The organism is Faecalibacterium sp. AF27-11BH (assembly GCF_003603005.1).
In the GTDB taxonomy this organism is placed as follows: Bacteria; Bacillota; Clostridia; order Oscillospirales; family Ruminococcaceae; genus Faecalibacterium; species Faecalibacterium taiwanense.
In genome coordinates, this window is sequence record NZ_QVGS01000003.1 from 86,838 (window position 1) to 100,709 (window position 13,872).

Sequence of the window (13,872 nt, forward strand, 5' to 3'; positions counted from 1 at the left end):
TGTGGGGCATTTTTGTTTATGTTATTTTGGTTCCGGGGCGGCCTGCTCAAAATCGTACTCGTCAAAAGTCTCTTCTTCGGAAGGAATGGCCTCGGCCACCTCGGCCTTGGCGCGCTCCTTCAGGCGGGAGAGAAACGCATCGGCGGGGATGCCGCTCTGGCGAGGTGAAAGATCCGGTGCCGGATGGCCGTCCGGCAGGTGGGCACCAAAGGCCGGCACAAAGAAGAACTTGCGCACAATGAAGATCAGGGCGATGGCTCCTACGCTGAGCAGGTTTTCTACTGCCGAGTCATGGCCCACTACCAGATGACGGGCAATGGCGTAGAGCAGCACTTCCAGACTGCTGCCGGGGCTGTGCTTGGCCAGCATCTTGATGAACTCGATGCCGATCACGATGTCAAGGCTCCGCTCCAGAAAAATGCGGATCTCCACTTCGTTACCGTCAAACAGCAGGCCGGGCATCCACTTGATGAGCGGCACAGCGCTGAGCAGTAGGCCGATGAGCACAAGGCCGGAGAGCAAAATTTCCAGCAGACTGGACGCCTGAATGATGCGGTTGCGCAGCTGGGTGCGCCAGCGGCTTTCCACATGGGAGGAGGAATTGTCCATATTGAGCCTTCCTTTGCAAAAAAGTTTCAACATTCATGTGTAATATTGTAACAGAAATGCAGAAAGCTGTCAATTGCTGGAAGATCAGACGGCACTGTTCGCTGCAGTGGCGGGTGCCACCGCTACATAGCCGGATTTTTTGATGCAGTCCTGTCCGGCGGCGGTATCCAGCCAGTCGTAAAGCTGGCGTTCCGGGCTGTCGGCGGCAGCGTCCGCATGGAGAACGGCATAGAACTCGTTGCACAGCGGGTAGCTTTCGCTGGCGATGGTGTCGTTGGAAGGGGTCACGCCGTCCACGGCCAGCAGACGCAGGCCGGGCTGGGAGTACATCTGGTCGATGTAGTAGTAGACCGAGAAGCCGATGGCATTGGCGCTGTTGTTGTAGGCGGCGATGCTATCCACCAGCTCACCCATGGCAGCGGGAGCCAGCTCGGTGGGCGGGTCCATCAGTTCGCCGCCCTGAATGAGCAGCTTGCGGAACAGGGTCTGGCTGCCGGAGTCTTCGCCCCGCTGGAAGGGCACGATGGCAAGATCCTCGCCGCCCACTTCTTTCCAGTTGGTGATCTTACCGGCATAGATATCCTTCAGCTGCTGCCGGGTCAGGCTCTTGACCGGATTGTTCTCGTTCACGATGAACACCAGTGCGTCCCGGCCAATGGGTTTCTGTTCCAGCTGGGCGTTTGCTTCTTTCAGCTCTTCCTTTACGTAGTCCGGCGCTTCGTAGACCACCAGCATCCTGGCAGTGTACTCCTCATCCGGGTATAGGCCGAAGTTTTCCCACGCATAGGCCGTGGTGCTGACCGAAATGCCGCTCTGGGCTACTTCCAGATCGATGCCGGTGGTATCGGCCATCATCTGGGCCATCAGCGGGATGCAGGCAGTGCTGCCGTCCAGCTTGGGAAAATCTTCCACGGTAAACAGCCCGATGGGTTCAAGCTCGCTCACGGAAGAAGCGGGTGCTTCCGGCGAGGTGGAAGCGCTGCTGGCGGGGGTGTCATCCCCCTTGCAGGCAGTGAGAATGCCTGCGGCAGAGCAGGCGGCAAGGCCAAGCAGAAAGCTGCGGCGGGAAATTTTAGCATTTTTCATAAGGCGTTCCTCCTATTGGGTCAGTAGCCCATTTCATCGTCGGCGTTGATGGAAGAGAAGATGCTTTGGCAGTAAAGCCATTTGCCGTTCGTGTCCATCCAGCCGTAGTAAAAGCCGCGTTTTGCAACGAACACGTGTTCTGGCAGCTGGTTCAGGCTGTTGTCGTAGTAGCTGTAGCAGCTGCCAAGGCCATAGAACACAATGTTGCCGTTTTCATCCAGCACGTCACACATTGAGCCGTTGCTGCTGGGCGCATTGGCGTTGCCACAGTACAGCGGCCTGCCCTCCGGTGTGGTGATGAGATAGTTCAGGGCATAGTACTTGTCCTGCAGATGGGTCAGGTCGGAGACAAGGCCCTCGGGGCCGTACACGCGGGTGGCGGTGGTCTCAAAGTTATCGTTATCCCGCAGCTCCAGCCAGACGTAGCCGTCACCCTTGTTATCCATCATCACGCTTTGCTGGCCCTCCACTGGCTCCACGGTGGTATCAGTGATCAAATCGCCGGTTTCGGTGTTGAACACCTTCAACCGTCCGTCCTCATAGTAAAGGGCGATGGTGTCGCTCATGACGCTGGAAGCGTACAGCGGCGTCACCTCACCGGTAACAAGGTCGTGCAGATCATAGCCGAAGTCGCCGCTCGTGCGCCATGTGACCACATAGCCCGGGAAATAGCTGCTGGGCTGGTCGTCGAAGGTGCCAATGAGGGTGCGGTCCACGGTGGCGAGATCCCGCAGCTCGTAGCGGCCATCGCTGGTCTCGAAGCAGGCGGTGCCGCTGCCGCATACCTGTCGGAAGCCGGTGAAGCCTTCGCCGGTGGCGGGGTTATAGAGCGTTTCGTCCGTTGGTTCGCCGCTGGCGTGGCAGGTGTCCAGCTCCACCCAGTCGGTCAGGTTGTCCGGTGCATAGGAAAGGCTCAGGGCAGTAGTGGCATCTGCGCCGTAAGTCTGTGTACCGTCCTTCGTCTGTATAATGACCCAGCTGTGCAGGGCGGGTTCATCGTCCCATGCGTCCTCGGCAAGGTCTGCTGGGCGGGCATAGCAGGTGAACACCAGCCTGTCCCCGCACACGATGCAGCGGTATGCGCCATCCGGCACGGGCAGACGTTCACCGGTGGAAAGGTCGATCACCTGACAGGTGCCGTAATCGTCGTAGCCGTTTTCGTAGCTGCCGTTCACGGCGTGGGCTTCCTGCAGCACCAGCAGACCGTTCTGCATGGAGGCGTTCTGCTCCCCCTCAAAGGTCATGACTTCATTGCCGTCTTTGTCAAACAGGCCGCTGCGCCGTCCGCAATAAGCGTCCGGGTCGGCCCAGGTGCGGAACCAGTAGTTGGTCTCACCGGTCACGGTGTCCTGCAGAAGGTTCACGTTCTCGCTGCGGAAGGACTGGTACAGCACCTTGCTGCCGCACAGAACGGTGCAGGCACCGCCGGAATTGTCGTAACCGTAAAGCATCCGCAGCTTTCCGTCGTCCAGCCGGGAGCTGTCGTAAAGCGGATCCCCGTGTGCATCGGTGGGCACTGAGGAAGCAGGAGCAGCAGGCTTGCCGGAAGCGGGCGGCAGCACGCTGCAGCTGCAGCCAAGGGTAAGGCACAGGGCAGCGCATACAGCAGAGCTGCCTATGCGGCAAACGTTACGCTTCATAAAGATCACTCCTTACAGTATGGAAAGGAACAAAGTTTAAAAGAAAGCCGGAAAGGTTTTCCAGTTCAATTATAATACGAAACAGCCGCGCATTCCATTGCAGGAAAACGCGGCTGTTGATTACAGTTTTATGACAGACTTTCAGGACTGTGCTTTGGCTTTTTCAGCATCGTCCATCCGGTCCAGCTGCTTGAGGAAGGCCAGCAGGAACGGCAGGGAAACAATAAAGGTGAGCGCATCCGCAATGGGCTGGCAGATCTCTACGCCTACAAGGCCGAAAGTGCGGGGCAGAATGAGGATGAGCGGGATAAAGAACACGCCCTGACGGCAGCAGGCCAGAAAGGTGGCGCGTCCGGCTTTGCCCACGCTCTGGAAGGTCATGTTTGCCACCACAATGACCGGCTGCAGCAGAATGGCAAGGCACTGATAGTGGAAGGCGGGCAGCGCCACGGCGGTAACTTCCGGGTCGTCGCGGAACAGGCGGATGAGGGCATCACTGTTGACCCAGCACAGGCTCACCAGCACCACCAGCATACAAAAGGCTGCACCCATGGTAAAAACTGCGGCTTTTTGCACCCGGCGGAATTTGCGTGCACCGTAGTTGAACGCGGCCACCGGCTGCAGACCCTGCCCAACGCCAATGGCTACCGAGATGATGAACATGAAAATGCGGGAAATGATGCTCATGCCGGCCACAGCGGCATCGCCGTAGCTGCGGGCGGCAATGTTCAGCAGCATGCCGCCGATGCTCTGCAGGCCCTGACGGCCAAAGCTGGGCGCGCCGCCCACCAGAATCATGCCGAACTCCCGCGCTTCACGGGTGACGGCAGCAATACGGAACTGACTGACGGTTTTGCCCCGCAGGAACATGGACAGCAGGATGCAGAAGCTGATGCTTTGGCTGAGAGCCGTAGCAATGCCTGCACCGGCGGTGCCAAGGCCCAAGCCGAACATAAAGATGGGGTCCAGCACAATGTTCAGCACGCCGCCGGTCACAAGGCCGATCATGGCAAAGTTCGCCTTGCCCTCATAGCGCAGGATGTTGTTCATCACAAGGCTGGAGATCATAAGCGGGGCTGCAATGAGGATGGGCCGTGCATAAGCGCAGGCGTGGGGCAGAATGGTCTCGGTGCTGCCCAGCAGCATCATGAAGCTGGGCAGAGTGGCAAGGCCCACAACGGCCAGCACCACGCCAACGGCCAGAGCAGTAAAAAAGCTGGTGGAAGCAAAGCGGGTGGCGGCATCGGTGTTCCGACTGCCAAGGCTGCGGCTGATGATGGTGCCGGAGCCGTGGCCCAGTGTAAAGCCAAGCGCCTGAATAATGGCCATCAGGCTGGAAACAATGCCCACCGCACCGGAAGCGCTGGTGGAGATTTGGCCCACAAAAAAGGTATCGGCCAAGTTGTAGATGCTGGTGATGAGCATACTTAAAATGGTAGGGGCGGCAAGACCGAGGATCAGCTTTGGAATGGGTGTCTCGGTCATTTTTTTGTATTGCTGAATGTTGAGCTCGTCTGCTGACATGAAAGAACCTCCTTTTATCATAAGGAATAGGTCAAGAAAAGCCGCCCAGCAGCAGAGCGGCGGAAAATTTGAATGTGTGCACGGGATGCACGTTCCATAGTATAACGCAGCTGCGGCAAAAAGTCGAGAGCCGAACCGGTACAGAATGGTGCCTGAAATGCCCATGGAGCGGGAGAAAAACGGACGGAAAGCTTGACTGTTTTTGTCTGTTTTGCTAAAGGCTGGTCGAATTGCTTGTAGAAAATCACGATATGTGGTATCATTTACCATAAGGGAAACAAAAGAGCCTGCACATCTGTACAGGCTGCATACAAAATACAAGTGGTAGCCGCAGGCAGAGCCGGGCGGCTGCGATCTATAGGAGGAACAAACCATGAAAACTGTTGCACAGACCGTGATCGAAGCCGATCACTTTTACACCATTGCCGCGCACACCGGCAACGTCATTCAGGCCGTGGAGGGCACCAAGGAAGCCGGTACCGTCCGTCTGGGCAAGTACGAGCATAAGCCTGAGCAGGAGTGGAGCTTTATCCGCGTGGGTGACGGCGTTTACCGCATCCGCAACCGCGCATCCGGCAAGCTGCTGGACCTGACCATGACCGGCACCGCCAACGGCACCTGGCTGCACCTGTGGGAGGATGTGGGCGGCACCTCTCAGATGTGGACCGTTCAGCCCACCCCGGAAGGAACTGTGCGCCTGCGCTCTTCCTGGGCCGGCGGCAAGTGCGTGGACACCGTTGGCATGGGCGCTGCGGTTGGCACTGTGCTGCAGATCTGGCAGGAGGTATCCGGCGCAGATGACCAGCTGTGGACCATTGCCGAGGTGAAGGAGCGCGCAAAGCGTGCCGCAAAGAAGGCCGAGGCGCCTGCTGTGGAGGCTGCCGCTGAAGCTGCACCCGCTGCAGAAAAGGCACCGGCCAAGAAGACTGCGGCCCGCAAGCCCCGCACCACCAAAAAGGCGGTTGCCGCCAAGGCAGAAGCTGCAGAAGAGGGGAAGGCAGAGACCGCAGCACCGGCAGAAAAGCCCGCAAAGCCTGCCCGTAAGACCGCCGCAAAAAAGACCGCCGCCAAGGCTGCCGAAAAAGCAGAGCCTGCAAAGGCAGAAGCACCTGCAGAGGAAAAGCCCGCTGCGGAGAAGCCCAAGCGCAAGTGCGCACCCCGCAAGAAGAAGGAGACGGTCTGATCTCGTTCTATTGACCTGTTAAAATGAAAGCGCCCGCCGGAGGTCCAGCCCTGCCCGGCGGGCGCTTTTGGTTATTCTGGAAGCTGCTTTAAAACAAAGCGGTTTTTATCAAATTCCAGCAAACCTTCGTCCCGCATTTTGCACAGCTCTTTGGAGAGGGCGCTGCGGTCCAGATTGAGGTAGTCGGCCATCTGCTGGCGGTTGAAGGGCACCTCGAACGCCATCCTGCCGCAGCGTGCTGCCTGTGCGGAAAAATAGGTCAGCAGCCGTCCGCGAACAGTCTTGGGCGTTGTGCAGAAGATGCGCTGCGAAAGGCTGAGGTTCTTGCGCATGGACACCGCCAGCAGGCGGCGCAGCAGCTTGTCTTTCAGCGCTGGCTCGATCCGCGCATCGGTAAAGGCGGCAGTGTGCAGGAACAGTATTTCGCAATGTTCGGCCGCAACAGCATCCACCATCAAGGCCTCGCCGCAAAAGGCGTAGGTCTCGGCAAAGGCCTGCCCGGCACCTACGCTGCTCAGGATGCTTTTGGTGCCCCAGAGATCCAGATTTTCAATGTGCACGGAACCACGCAGCACAATGCCGATCTCCCGCACACAGCTTCCGGCGTGGAAGATGACCTCGTGCTTTGCAAACTGCCGGGTGCGCAGGTGCCCGGCAGCGGCAAGGGTATCCAGCTCGGCTTCTGAAAGATCCTGAAACAGGGGCGACGCGATCTTTTTCATAAAAATCCTCTTTCTGTGGTTATAACAACCGAAAGCACGGTCTGATTATAGTATACTCAGAACATCAAAGCAAGGAGGATTTTTCCATGATCCGCAAAATCATTCATATAGACGAAGAAAAATGCAACGGCTGCGGTGCCTGCGTCACCGCCTGCCACGAGGGTGCCATCGGCCTTGTGAACGGCAAGGCCAAGCTGATGCGGGACGACTACTGCGACGGCTTTGGCGACTGCCTGCCCGGATGCCCCACCGGTGCCATCACCTTTACCGAGCGCGAAGCCGCCGCTTATGACGAGCAGGCTGTGCTGGAAAACAAGCAGAAAAAGGCCGCTGCCGCCCAGCAGCAGGCACAGCCCGCCGCACCGGCGTTCCATGGCTGCCCGGGCAGCATGATGAGACAGTTCCACCGTGAGCAGACCGCACCTGCCGCAGCCGCAGTGCCCATGCAGTCCCAGCTGGCACAGTGGCCTTGCCAGATCAAGCTGGTGCCGGTGAACGCGCCCTACTTTGACGGTGCCAAGCTGCTGATCGCCGCCGACTGCACCGCCTATGCCTACGCCAATATCCACGAGGAGTTCATGAGGGGCCATGTGACCATCATCGGCTGCCCGAAGCTGGATGCTGTGGATTACAGCGAAAAGCTGACCGAGATCATCCGCAGCAATGATATCAAGAGCGTGACCGTGCTGCGCATGGAGGTGCCCTGCTGCGGCGGGCTGGAGCACGCTGCCATCACTGCTCTGAAGAACAGCGGCAAGTTCATCCCGTGGAATGTAGTCACCTTCTCCACCGATGGCCGCATCCTCGACCGGTAAAATGACAGAACAAAAGCCAGAAACGACTGCTGCCGTTTCTGGCTTTTGATGTTTGCGGAAAGATCAGCCCGCGTTCTGTACGCTGTTGGCAGCGGTCTGCACGAACTGCAGCACGCTCTGGATGGTATCGCGGATCTGCACCAGCGTCTGGATGTCTTCGTCCTTCATGCGGGATGTGGGCGCAGTGAGCACCACGGTCTGGGCACTCACGGTGCCAGTGAGCTGGATGCTGACCCCGTGTTCCGGGATGGTGAGCAGGATGTGCACCGGGATGGCATCCGCAAAGAACCTGCTCTTTTCCAGCCCGATAACAAGTACCGGTGCATTGGCGCTGGCATCACCGGTATCCAGCTGAAAATAAAGGTAGCCGTCCTTTGCGTTTTCCGGCTGTACGCGCTGCAGCTTTTTCTGCGGCAGCTCAAACTCGGTCATGTCCTGCAGGCTGGTGGCTGTGGTGTCCACACCCAGCAGGCTTGCCAGCTGGGCCTGCGAGATATAACTGCCAAGGCTCCAGTCCGGCAGCAGAAGGCTTGCCAGCGGGTAGCTGTCGGTGATGGAAGAGCGGATATTTTTGTACAGCTGCCCGACATCGTATAAGGTCTCGCTGCTGCTGATATACACCCGGGTGAGCGGGCCTGCCGGGATAACGGCATCCGGGGCCGAGATGCTCAGCTGCAGTGCGTCCGGCGCATACAGGCCGCTGACGGTGCCCTTGGTGGAGCCTGTCTTTTGCAGGATGGTGTAAAGGGCAGGGGAATCGGCTGTGGATGTGATCTCATAATCAAAGGTAAAGGCCGCGCCTGCCTGCAGCGCTTTCACCCGGCGGGCTACCAGACTGTACCCGGTTACAGCGGCCACGACTGCAAGCAGTACAAGAATGAGCACTGCGATCAGGACCACATAGCCCGCGCCGTGCTTTTTTCGTTTGGAAGATGCCATAAAAAATCCTCCCTCAGATGTTTTATTCAGCATAGCGGAACAGCGGACAAAAGTCAAGGCGGAACAGAGAAGCGCTGAAAAAAACAAAAAATCCGAAACCGTAAGGTTTCGGATTCCTGGCGGAAAGATGGGGATTCGAACCCCAGAACGCTTTTGACACGTTACACGATTTCCAGTCGTGCGCCTTAGACCAACTCAGCCATCTTTCCATATTCAGTTGTGCGTCACAACGCTCTACTATAATACCTGAAAGGTGCGCATTTGTCAAGCACTTTTTTTAAAAAAATGAAAAATGAGAAGATAAAACAAAAAATCCGGGACCCAAAGGTTCCGGATTTCTGGCGGAAAGATGGGGATTCGAACCCCAGAACGCTTTTGACACGTTACACGATTTCCAGTCGTGCGCCTTAGACCAACTCAGCCATCTTTCCATATTCGGTTGTACGCCGTAGCGCCACACTATAATACCTGAAAGAACCGCTTTTGTCAAGGATTTTTTGAAAAAAATGGGTTTTTTTCAAAACGACATCTCTGTGCAGGCAAAAAACGGCAAAAAATTCAGGGATGCAGCAAAAACCCTTGACGAAGCGGTTGAACCGGACTATGATGAAGCAGGAGAGTACTGCGGCGGGAAATCTTTGCGGCCGCAGAGTGGAATAAAAAAGGAGGATGCTTTCTTATGACTTATCCTGAAGTGCTGGCCAATGCCCGTGAGTGCATTGGCAAATACTGCAAGGCCTGCCCGGTGTGCAACGGCGTGGCCTGCAAAAACCAGATCCCCGGCCCCGGTGCCAAGGGTGTGGGCGATACGGCCATCCGCAATTATAATAAGTGGGCCGAGATCCGCGTGAACATGGACACCCTGTGCGAGGGCGGTACCCCGGACACCCATATTGAGCTGTTTGGCAAGAGCTTCAAGTACCCGTTCTTTGCAGGCCCGGTGGGTGCTGTGAACCTGCACTACTCGGAAGCCTATACCGATATGACCTATAATGATGTGCTGGTGCGCGCCTGTGCAGAGAACGGCATCGCTGCCTTTACCGGCGACGGCACCAACCCCACCGTTATGGAGATGGCCACCAAGGCCATTGGCGCAGCAAACGGCTGCGGCGTGCCCACCATCAAGCCCTGGAACATTGATACCATTAAGGAAAAGATGGCCGAGGCCAAGGCCAGCGGCTGCTTTGCCGTGGCCATGGATGTGGACGCAGCCGGTCTGCCCTTCCTGAAGAACATGACTCCGCCCGCAGGCAGCAAGAGCGTGGCAGAGCTTGCCGAGATCGTCAAGCTGGCCGAGCGCCCCTTCATCGTCAAGGGCGTTATGACCGTTAAGGGCGCACTGAAGGCAAAGGAAGCCGGCGCGGCTGCTATCGTGGTGTCCAACCATGGCGGCCGCGTGCTGGATCAGTGCCCGGCCACTGCCGAGGTGCTGCCGGAGATCGCAGCAGCCCTCAAGGGCACCGGCGTGAAGATCCTGGTGGACGGCGGCATCCGCACCGGTGTGGATGTGTTCAAAGCACTGGCACTGGGTGCAGACGGCGTGCTGATCTGCCGCCCGTTCGTCACGGCTGTGTATGGCGGCGGCGAGGAAGGCGTGAAGTGCTACATTGATAAGCTGGCCGGTGAGCTGGCCGACACCATGCAGATGTGCGGTGCGCATTCTCTGGCTGAAATCACCCCGGATATGGTGCGGGTATAAGAAAAAGAGTGAATAGAAAAGCGGTCTGTGCCTTTGCGGTGCGGGCCGCTTTTTCATCCTTGCAGCTGTGTGCCGGGGTAGTAGTGTGCCAGAATATCGGCATAGCTTTTGCCCTGCTCCGCCATGGCCTTTGTGCCCCACTGGCTCAGGCCCACGCCGTGGCCGTAACCCCGGGTGGTAAAGCTGAAATTCCCGCTCTGGTACTGTACCGTAAAGCATGTGCTGCGCAGGCCCAGCGCCCGGCGCAGGGTCGTGCCGGTCACGGTCTGCCCACAGACCGTGACGGCTTTTGTGTATCCGGCGCTGGTCAGCGCTGCCGGGCCGAACCAGCCCTCCGGCGCGGCGAGGTCGGCAGAAATGCCAAGGCCTGCAAGGGCCTGCTGCACCTGCTCTGCGGAAAAGGTGACGGTGTATTCGTAGTTGTCAGCGGAACGGTCGGTGCTGCTGTCCACTGAAATGAGGTAGGGCAGGGCGGAACCCCATACATTTTCGCTGGCCTCGGTCTGCCCATTGGAAATGGCAAAGTAGCTGGCGCAGGCAGGAGCATTCTCATAATAAAGTATCTCATCCAAGACCTCGTCCACAAGGGCGGAGAGGCGGGCGTAATTCTGCTCGTAGGCTGTGCCCCAGTAGCTGCGCAGCACCGGCTCGGTCAGGCAGCCCTGCCGCCGGGCTGGGTCGGCAGTGAGCCAAGCACCGCTTTGCAGGGTGGTGTGGTCCCGGCAGTAGAGCGCATAGCTGTGGGCGGCAACGGCCTGTGCCTTGAGCGCTTCGTCCGGCCAGCTCACCGGCATCTCGGCGGCGACAGCACCCAGAACGTATTCCTGACGGGAAAGCTCCAGCACCTGTCCGGTGGCCTGATCCTCCACCAGAAAGGTCTCGGCATCCGCAGAAGGCACGGCACTTGGCGGCTGCGCAGATGCTGCAGGCGAAGATAAGGCAGAAGATGCGGGCTCTGCCCCGCTGAGCACGGCGCGTGTGATCCGGTAGGCAGCCAGCGGCAGAATGGTGCCCAGCACCAGCAGGACCGCAAAGATTGGCAGAAAAAACTTTTTCATAGTCCCAAACCCTCCGACAGCGGTGTTTTTTTAATCAGAATACCGGATATACCCTGAAAAAAGATGCGAAACAGGGAAAAAGCCTTTTGTGGTGCAAGTGCAAAAAAGCACCAAACCGACTTTTTGAGCGCTGAACGGTGCAGTTAATGCTTGAATTTACTCGTCAAAAGCGATAATATAGAATTATACCCATCATTGAGGGTGGGCGGGAAAGTATATAAATAGGATGAAAGGAGAATTCCCCTTATGAATTTTGCACATTCGGAGGTGGCAACGCTGGACCCGAACACGATGCGGACTTTGTGTGAGGAATATGTTGCCAACAACTACATCGATCCGGAGACGAGCGAGCGTCTGGGGGTCAAGCGCGGCCTGCGCAACCCGGATGGCACCGGTGTGCTGGCCGGCCTGACCAACGTCTGCGACGTTGTGGGCTATAAAAAGGATCAGGAAGGCCATGTGATCCCCACTCCCGGCAAGCTGATCTACCGCGGTGTGAACATCAACGAGATCGTGGACGAGGCCTACCGCAATGACCGCTTTGTGTTTGAAGAGGTGATCTGGCTGCTGCTGTTCGGCAGTCTGCCCAACCGGGAGCAGCTGGACGATTTCTGTGAGATCCTGGCAGAGCACCGCGCCCTGCCGGAAGGCTTCATGGACACCATGAACGCCCCCTCGCCCAATATCATGAATAAGCTGCAGCGCTGCGTGCTGGGCCTTTACTCTTATGATGAGCACGCCGAGGATCTGAGTCTGGAGAACATCCTGAGCCAGAGCATCAATCTGATCGCCAGCATGCCCACCATGATGGTGAACGCTTACCAGATGAAGCGCCGCTACTACGATAAGCAGAGCATGTTCTTCCACCTGCCCAAGCCCGGCCAGAGCACGGCAGAGCACATCCTCAGCACCTACCGTCCGGACCAGAAGTTCACCCACGAGGAAGCAAAGCTGCTGGATATGTGCCTGCTGGTGCACGCCGACCACGGCGGCGGCAACTGCTCCACCTTTACCACCCGTGTGTTGTCCTCCTCCGGAACCGATACCTACTCCGCAATCGCGGCGGCCATCGGTGCACTGAAGGGCCCCAAGCACGGCGGTGCCAACCTGATGGTGAACCGTCAGCTGAAGGATATCCTCAAGCATGTGGAAAACCCCGAGGACGACGATGAGGTGCGCGAGTATCTGCGCCGCATCCTGCGCAAGCAGGCGGGCGATGGCTCCGGCCTGATCTACGGCATGGGCCACGCGGTGTACACCATCAGCGACCCTCGTGAGGTGGTCCTGAAGCAGCGCGCCCGCCATCTGGCCTACGACAAAGGTTTTGAGGAAGAGTATAATATGCTGTGCAGCATCGAACGGCTGGCCCCCGGCATCTTTGCCGAGGAAAAGGGCAGTACCAAGCCGGTGTGCGCCAACGTGGACCTGTTCAGCGGCCTGATCTACAACATGCTTGGCATCTCTGAGGATATCTACACCCCGCTGTTCGCCATTGCCCGTGTGCCCGGCTGGTGTGCACACCGCGTGGAAGAGGTGGTATTCGCCAACCGTATCATTCGTCCCGCTTACAAGTATCTGGGCGTGCGCCAGAAATATAAGCCGATTGAGGAACGCTGATGAATCCTTCTGTTTTGTTCGTTTTTATCCTGAGCATTCTGCTGGGCGTGCTGCGCGCGGCAGACCTTGCCTTTGGCACCGATGCCGTCACCGGTCTGTGCGTGGTCGGCTCTGTGTGGTGGCGCTATCTGGCACTGGGTATCGTGGTGCTGGCTGCAGTGCTTGTGGGCCGTACACAGCCTTCCCGCTCGGAAGCGGTGCGTAGCCGCAGGCCGCTGGCCGGTATTCTGGCTTTTGTCGGTGCAGTATGTTTTCTGGCCGCAGCGGGTGCACAGATCGCGCTGGGCGCAGCTTCCGGTCTGGGCGGCTTTGTGCGGTGCATTCTGGAATGCCTGTGCTCCGCGTGGCTCAGCACCATGGGCCGCTGCTGGCTCAGCCACAACGAGTGGAAAAAGCCCTTTGGCGGGCTGTATCTGGCCGTGGCGGGCAGTCTGCTGTTCTACTGGAACGTGCTGCTGCGCTTTATGGAGAACAGCTCCAGCTGGCACCGCGTGACCCCTACAGCGGCGGTGTGGCAGGCGCTTGCGGCACTGGTATTTTTGGCAGCGCTGGCCCGGGCGCTGCATGTCCCGCAGCCGGGCAATGGCAAAACACTGTGCGCAGCCGGGCTTGCCGCATTTGCACTTTGCCTGTGCTGGCAGCTGCCCCATGTACTGGTTTTGATGAGCGGCCTGAGTTGGGCCGCACCGGCTGTCTGGCCGGAGATCTTTGCCGGACTGGGCCTTTGCTGCGTGGGCGGCATTGGCGGAGCGTGCGTTACAGCCTGCTTGAACGGGGAGAGCTGACAAAAATGTTGGCACTCTGTTGGCGCAATTGCCGAAAAGCAGGGAATGAAAGGAATTAAAATCGTACAAAAGCAAAAAATGCAGTGAATGTCTTGTTAATTTTTTGGCAGACACTTGAAACTTTCTGCGTTTTGGTCTAAAATAAAGATACCGTGATTTATCCGATTATGGGTAAAATAATTAGGAGGTACTATT

General features: G+C 57.9%; 13 protein-coding genes and 2 tRNA genes. 6 read left to right on the forward strand and 9 right to left on the reverse strand.

The genetic code is table 11. The features are described from left to right. Positions 1-21 precede the first annotated feature (21 nt). From DWY76_RS04520 to DWY76_RS04535, 4 genes are all read right to left on the reverse strand, one after another. Positions 22-609 carry a transporter gene (locus DWY76_RS04520; protein WP_097781646.1) on the reverse strand — a complete coding sequence of 196 codons (588 nt, stop codon included), beginning with the start codon at positions 607-609 and terminating at the stop codon, positions 22-24. A gap of 84 nt (positions 610-693) precedes the next feature. After that, positions 694-1,695: a substrate-binding domain-containing protein gene (locus tag DWY76_RS04525; protein ID WP_097775289.1), complete on the reverse strand. Its 1,002-nt coding sequence runs from the start codon at positions 1,693-1,695 to the stop codon at positions 694-696. A gap of 20 nt (positions 1,696-1,715) precedes the next feature. Beyond that, on the reverse strand, positions 1,716-3,335 hold the full coding sequence (locus DWY76_RS04530; RefSeq protein WP_120080059.1) for a DUF5046 domain-containing protein: 1,620 nt from the start codon (positions 3,333-3,335) through the stop codon (positions 1,716-1,718). A gap of 141 nt (positions 3,336-3,476) precedes the next feature. Then, the gene (locus DWY76_RS04535; RefSeq protein WP_120080061.1) at positions 3,477-4,859 is read right to left on the reverse strand and encodes an MATE family efflux transporter; all 1,383 of its coding nucleotides are present in this window, start codon (positions 4,857-4,859) and stop codon (positions 3,477-3,479) included. Positions 4,860-5,232: 373 nt separating this feature from the next. On the opposite strand from DWY76_RS04535, the gene DWY76_RS04540 reads away from it, so the two are divergent. Then, positions 5,233-6,042: an RICIN domain-containing protein gene (locus tag DWY76_RS04540; protein WP_120080063.1), complete on the forward strand. Its 810-nt coding sequence runs from the start codon at positions 5,233-5,235 to the stop codon at positions 6,040-6,042. Positions 6,043-6,113: 71 nt separating this feature from the next. Here DWY76_RS04540 and DWY76_RS04545 read toward each other — a convergent pair whose 3' ends face one another. Further along, positions 6,114-6,764 (reverse strand): Crp/Fnr family transcriptional regulator, encoded by a 651-nt coding sequence (locus DWY76_RS04545; protein WP_120080065.1) that lies wholly within the window; start codon positions 6,762-6,764, stop codon positions 6,114-6,116. Positions 6,765-6,850: 86 nt separating this feature from the next. On the opposite strand from DWY76_RS04545, the gene DWY76_RS04550 reads away from it, so the two are divergent. After that, positions 6,851-7,579, forward strand: coding sequence for a 4Fe-4S dicluster domain-containing protein (locus tag DWY76_RS04550; RefSeq protein WP_120080067.1), 729 nt, complete (start codon positions 6,851-6,853; stop codon positions 7,577-7,579). A 63-nt stretch (positions 7,580-7,642) separates the two neighbouring features. Here DWY76_RS04550 and DWY76_RS04555 read toward each other — a convergent pair whose 3' ends face one another. From DWY76_RS04555 to DWY76_RS04565, 3 genes are all read right to left on the reverse strand, one after another. Beyond that, positions 7,643-8,518, reverse strand: a complete 876-nt coding sequence (locus DWY76_RS04555) for a hypothetical protein (protein ID WP_165852563.1) — start codon at positions 8,516-8,518, stop codon at positions 7,643-7,645. Between the two features lie 117 nt (positions 8,519-8,635). After that, positions 8,636-8,727 (reverse strand) — tRNA-Ser (locus tag DWY76_RS04560). A 130-nt stretch (positions 8,728-8,857) separates the two neighbouring features. Continuing rightward, positions 8,858-8,949 (reverse strand) — tRNA-Ser (locus tag DWY76_RS04565). Between the two features lie 66 nt (positions 8,950-9,015). On the opposite strand from DWY76_RS04565, the gene DWY76_RS13940 reads away from it, so the two are divergent. Both DWY76_RS13940 and DWY76_RS04570 read left to right on the forward strand, forming a co-directional pair. After that, a complete protein-coding gene (locus DWY76_RS13940) occupies positions 9,016-9,201 on the forward strand; it encodes a hypothetical protein (RefSeq protein WP_165852564.1) in 186 nt (61 codons plus the stop codon). Then, a complete protein-coding gene (locus DWY76_RS04570) occupies positions 9,198-10,217 on the forward strand; it encodes an alpha-hydroxy-acid oxidizing protein (RefSeq protein WP_005945594.1) in 1,020 nt (339 codons plus the stop codon). The genes DWY76_RS13940 and DWY76_RS04570 overlap by 4 nt, the downstream gene beginning before the upstream one ends. Positions 10,218-10,270: 53 nt before the next feature. Here the strand turns inward: DWY76_RS04570 and spoIID are convergent, their stop codons facing one another. Beyond that, positions 10,271-11,275 (reverse strand): stage II sporulation protein D, encoded by a 1,005-nt coding sequence (spoIID, locus tag DWY76_RS04575; protein ID WP_120080069.1) that lies wholly within the window; start codon positions 11,273-11,275, stop codon positions 10,271-10,273. A gap of 246 nt (positions 11,276-11,521) precedes the next feature. Between spoIID and DWY76_RS04580 the strand changes: the two genes are divergently transcribed. Both DWY76_RS04580 and DWY76_RS04585 read left to right on the forward strand, forming a co-directional pair. Continuing rightward, entirely contained in the window at positions 11,522-12,892 is a 1,371-nt protein-coding gene (locus DWY76_RS04580) for a citrate synthase (RefSeq protein ID WP_120080071.1), read from the forward strand. After that, the gene (locus tag DWY76_RS04585) at positions 12,892-13,677 is read left to right on the forward strand and encodes a hypothetical protein (protein ID WP_120080073.1); all 786 of its coding nucleotides are present in this window, start codon (positions 12,892-12,894) and stop codon (positions 13,675-13,677) included. The genes DWY76_RS04580 and DWY76_RS04585 overlap by 1 nt, the downstream gene beginning before the upstream one ends. Positions 13,678-13,872 lie beyond the last annotated feature (195 nt).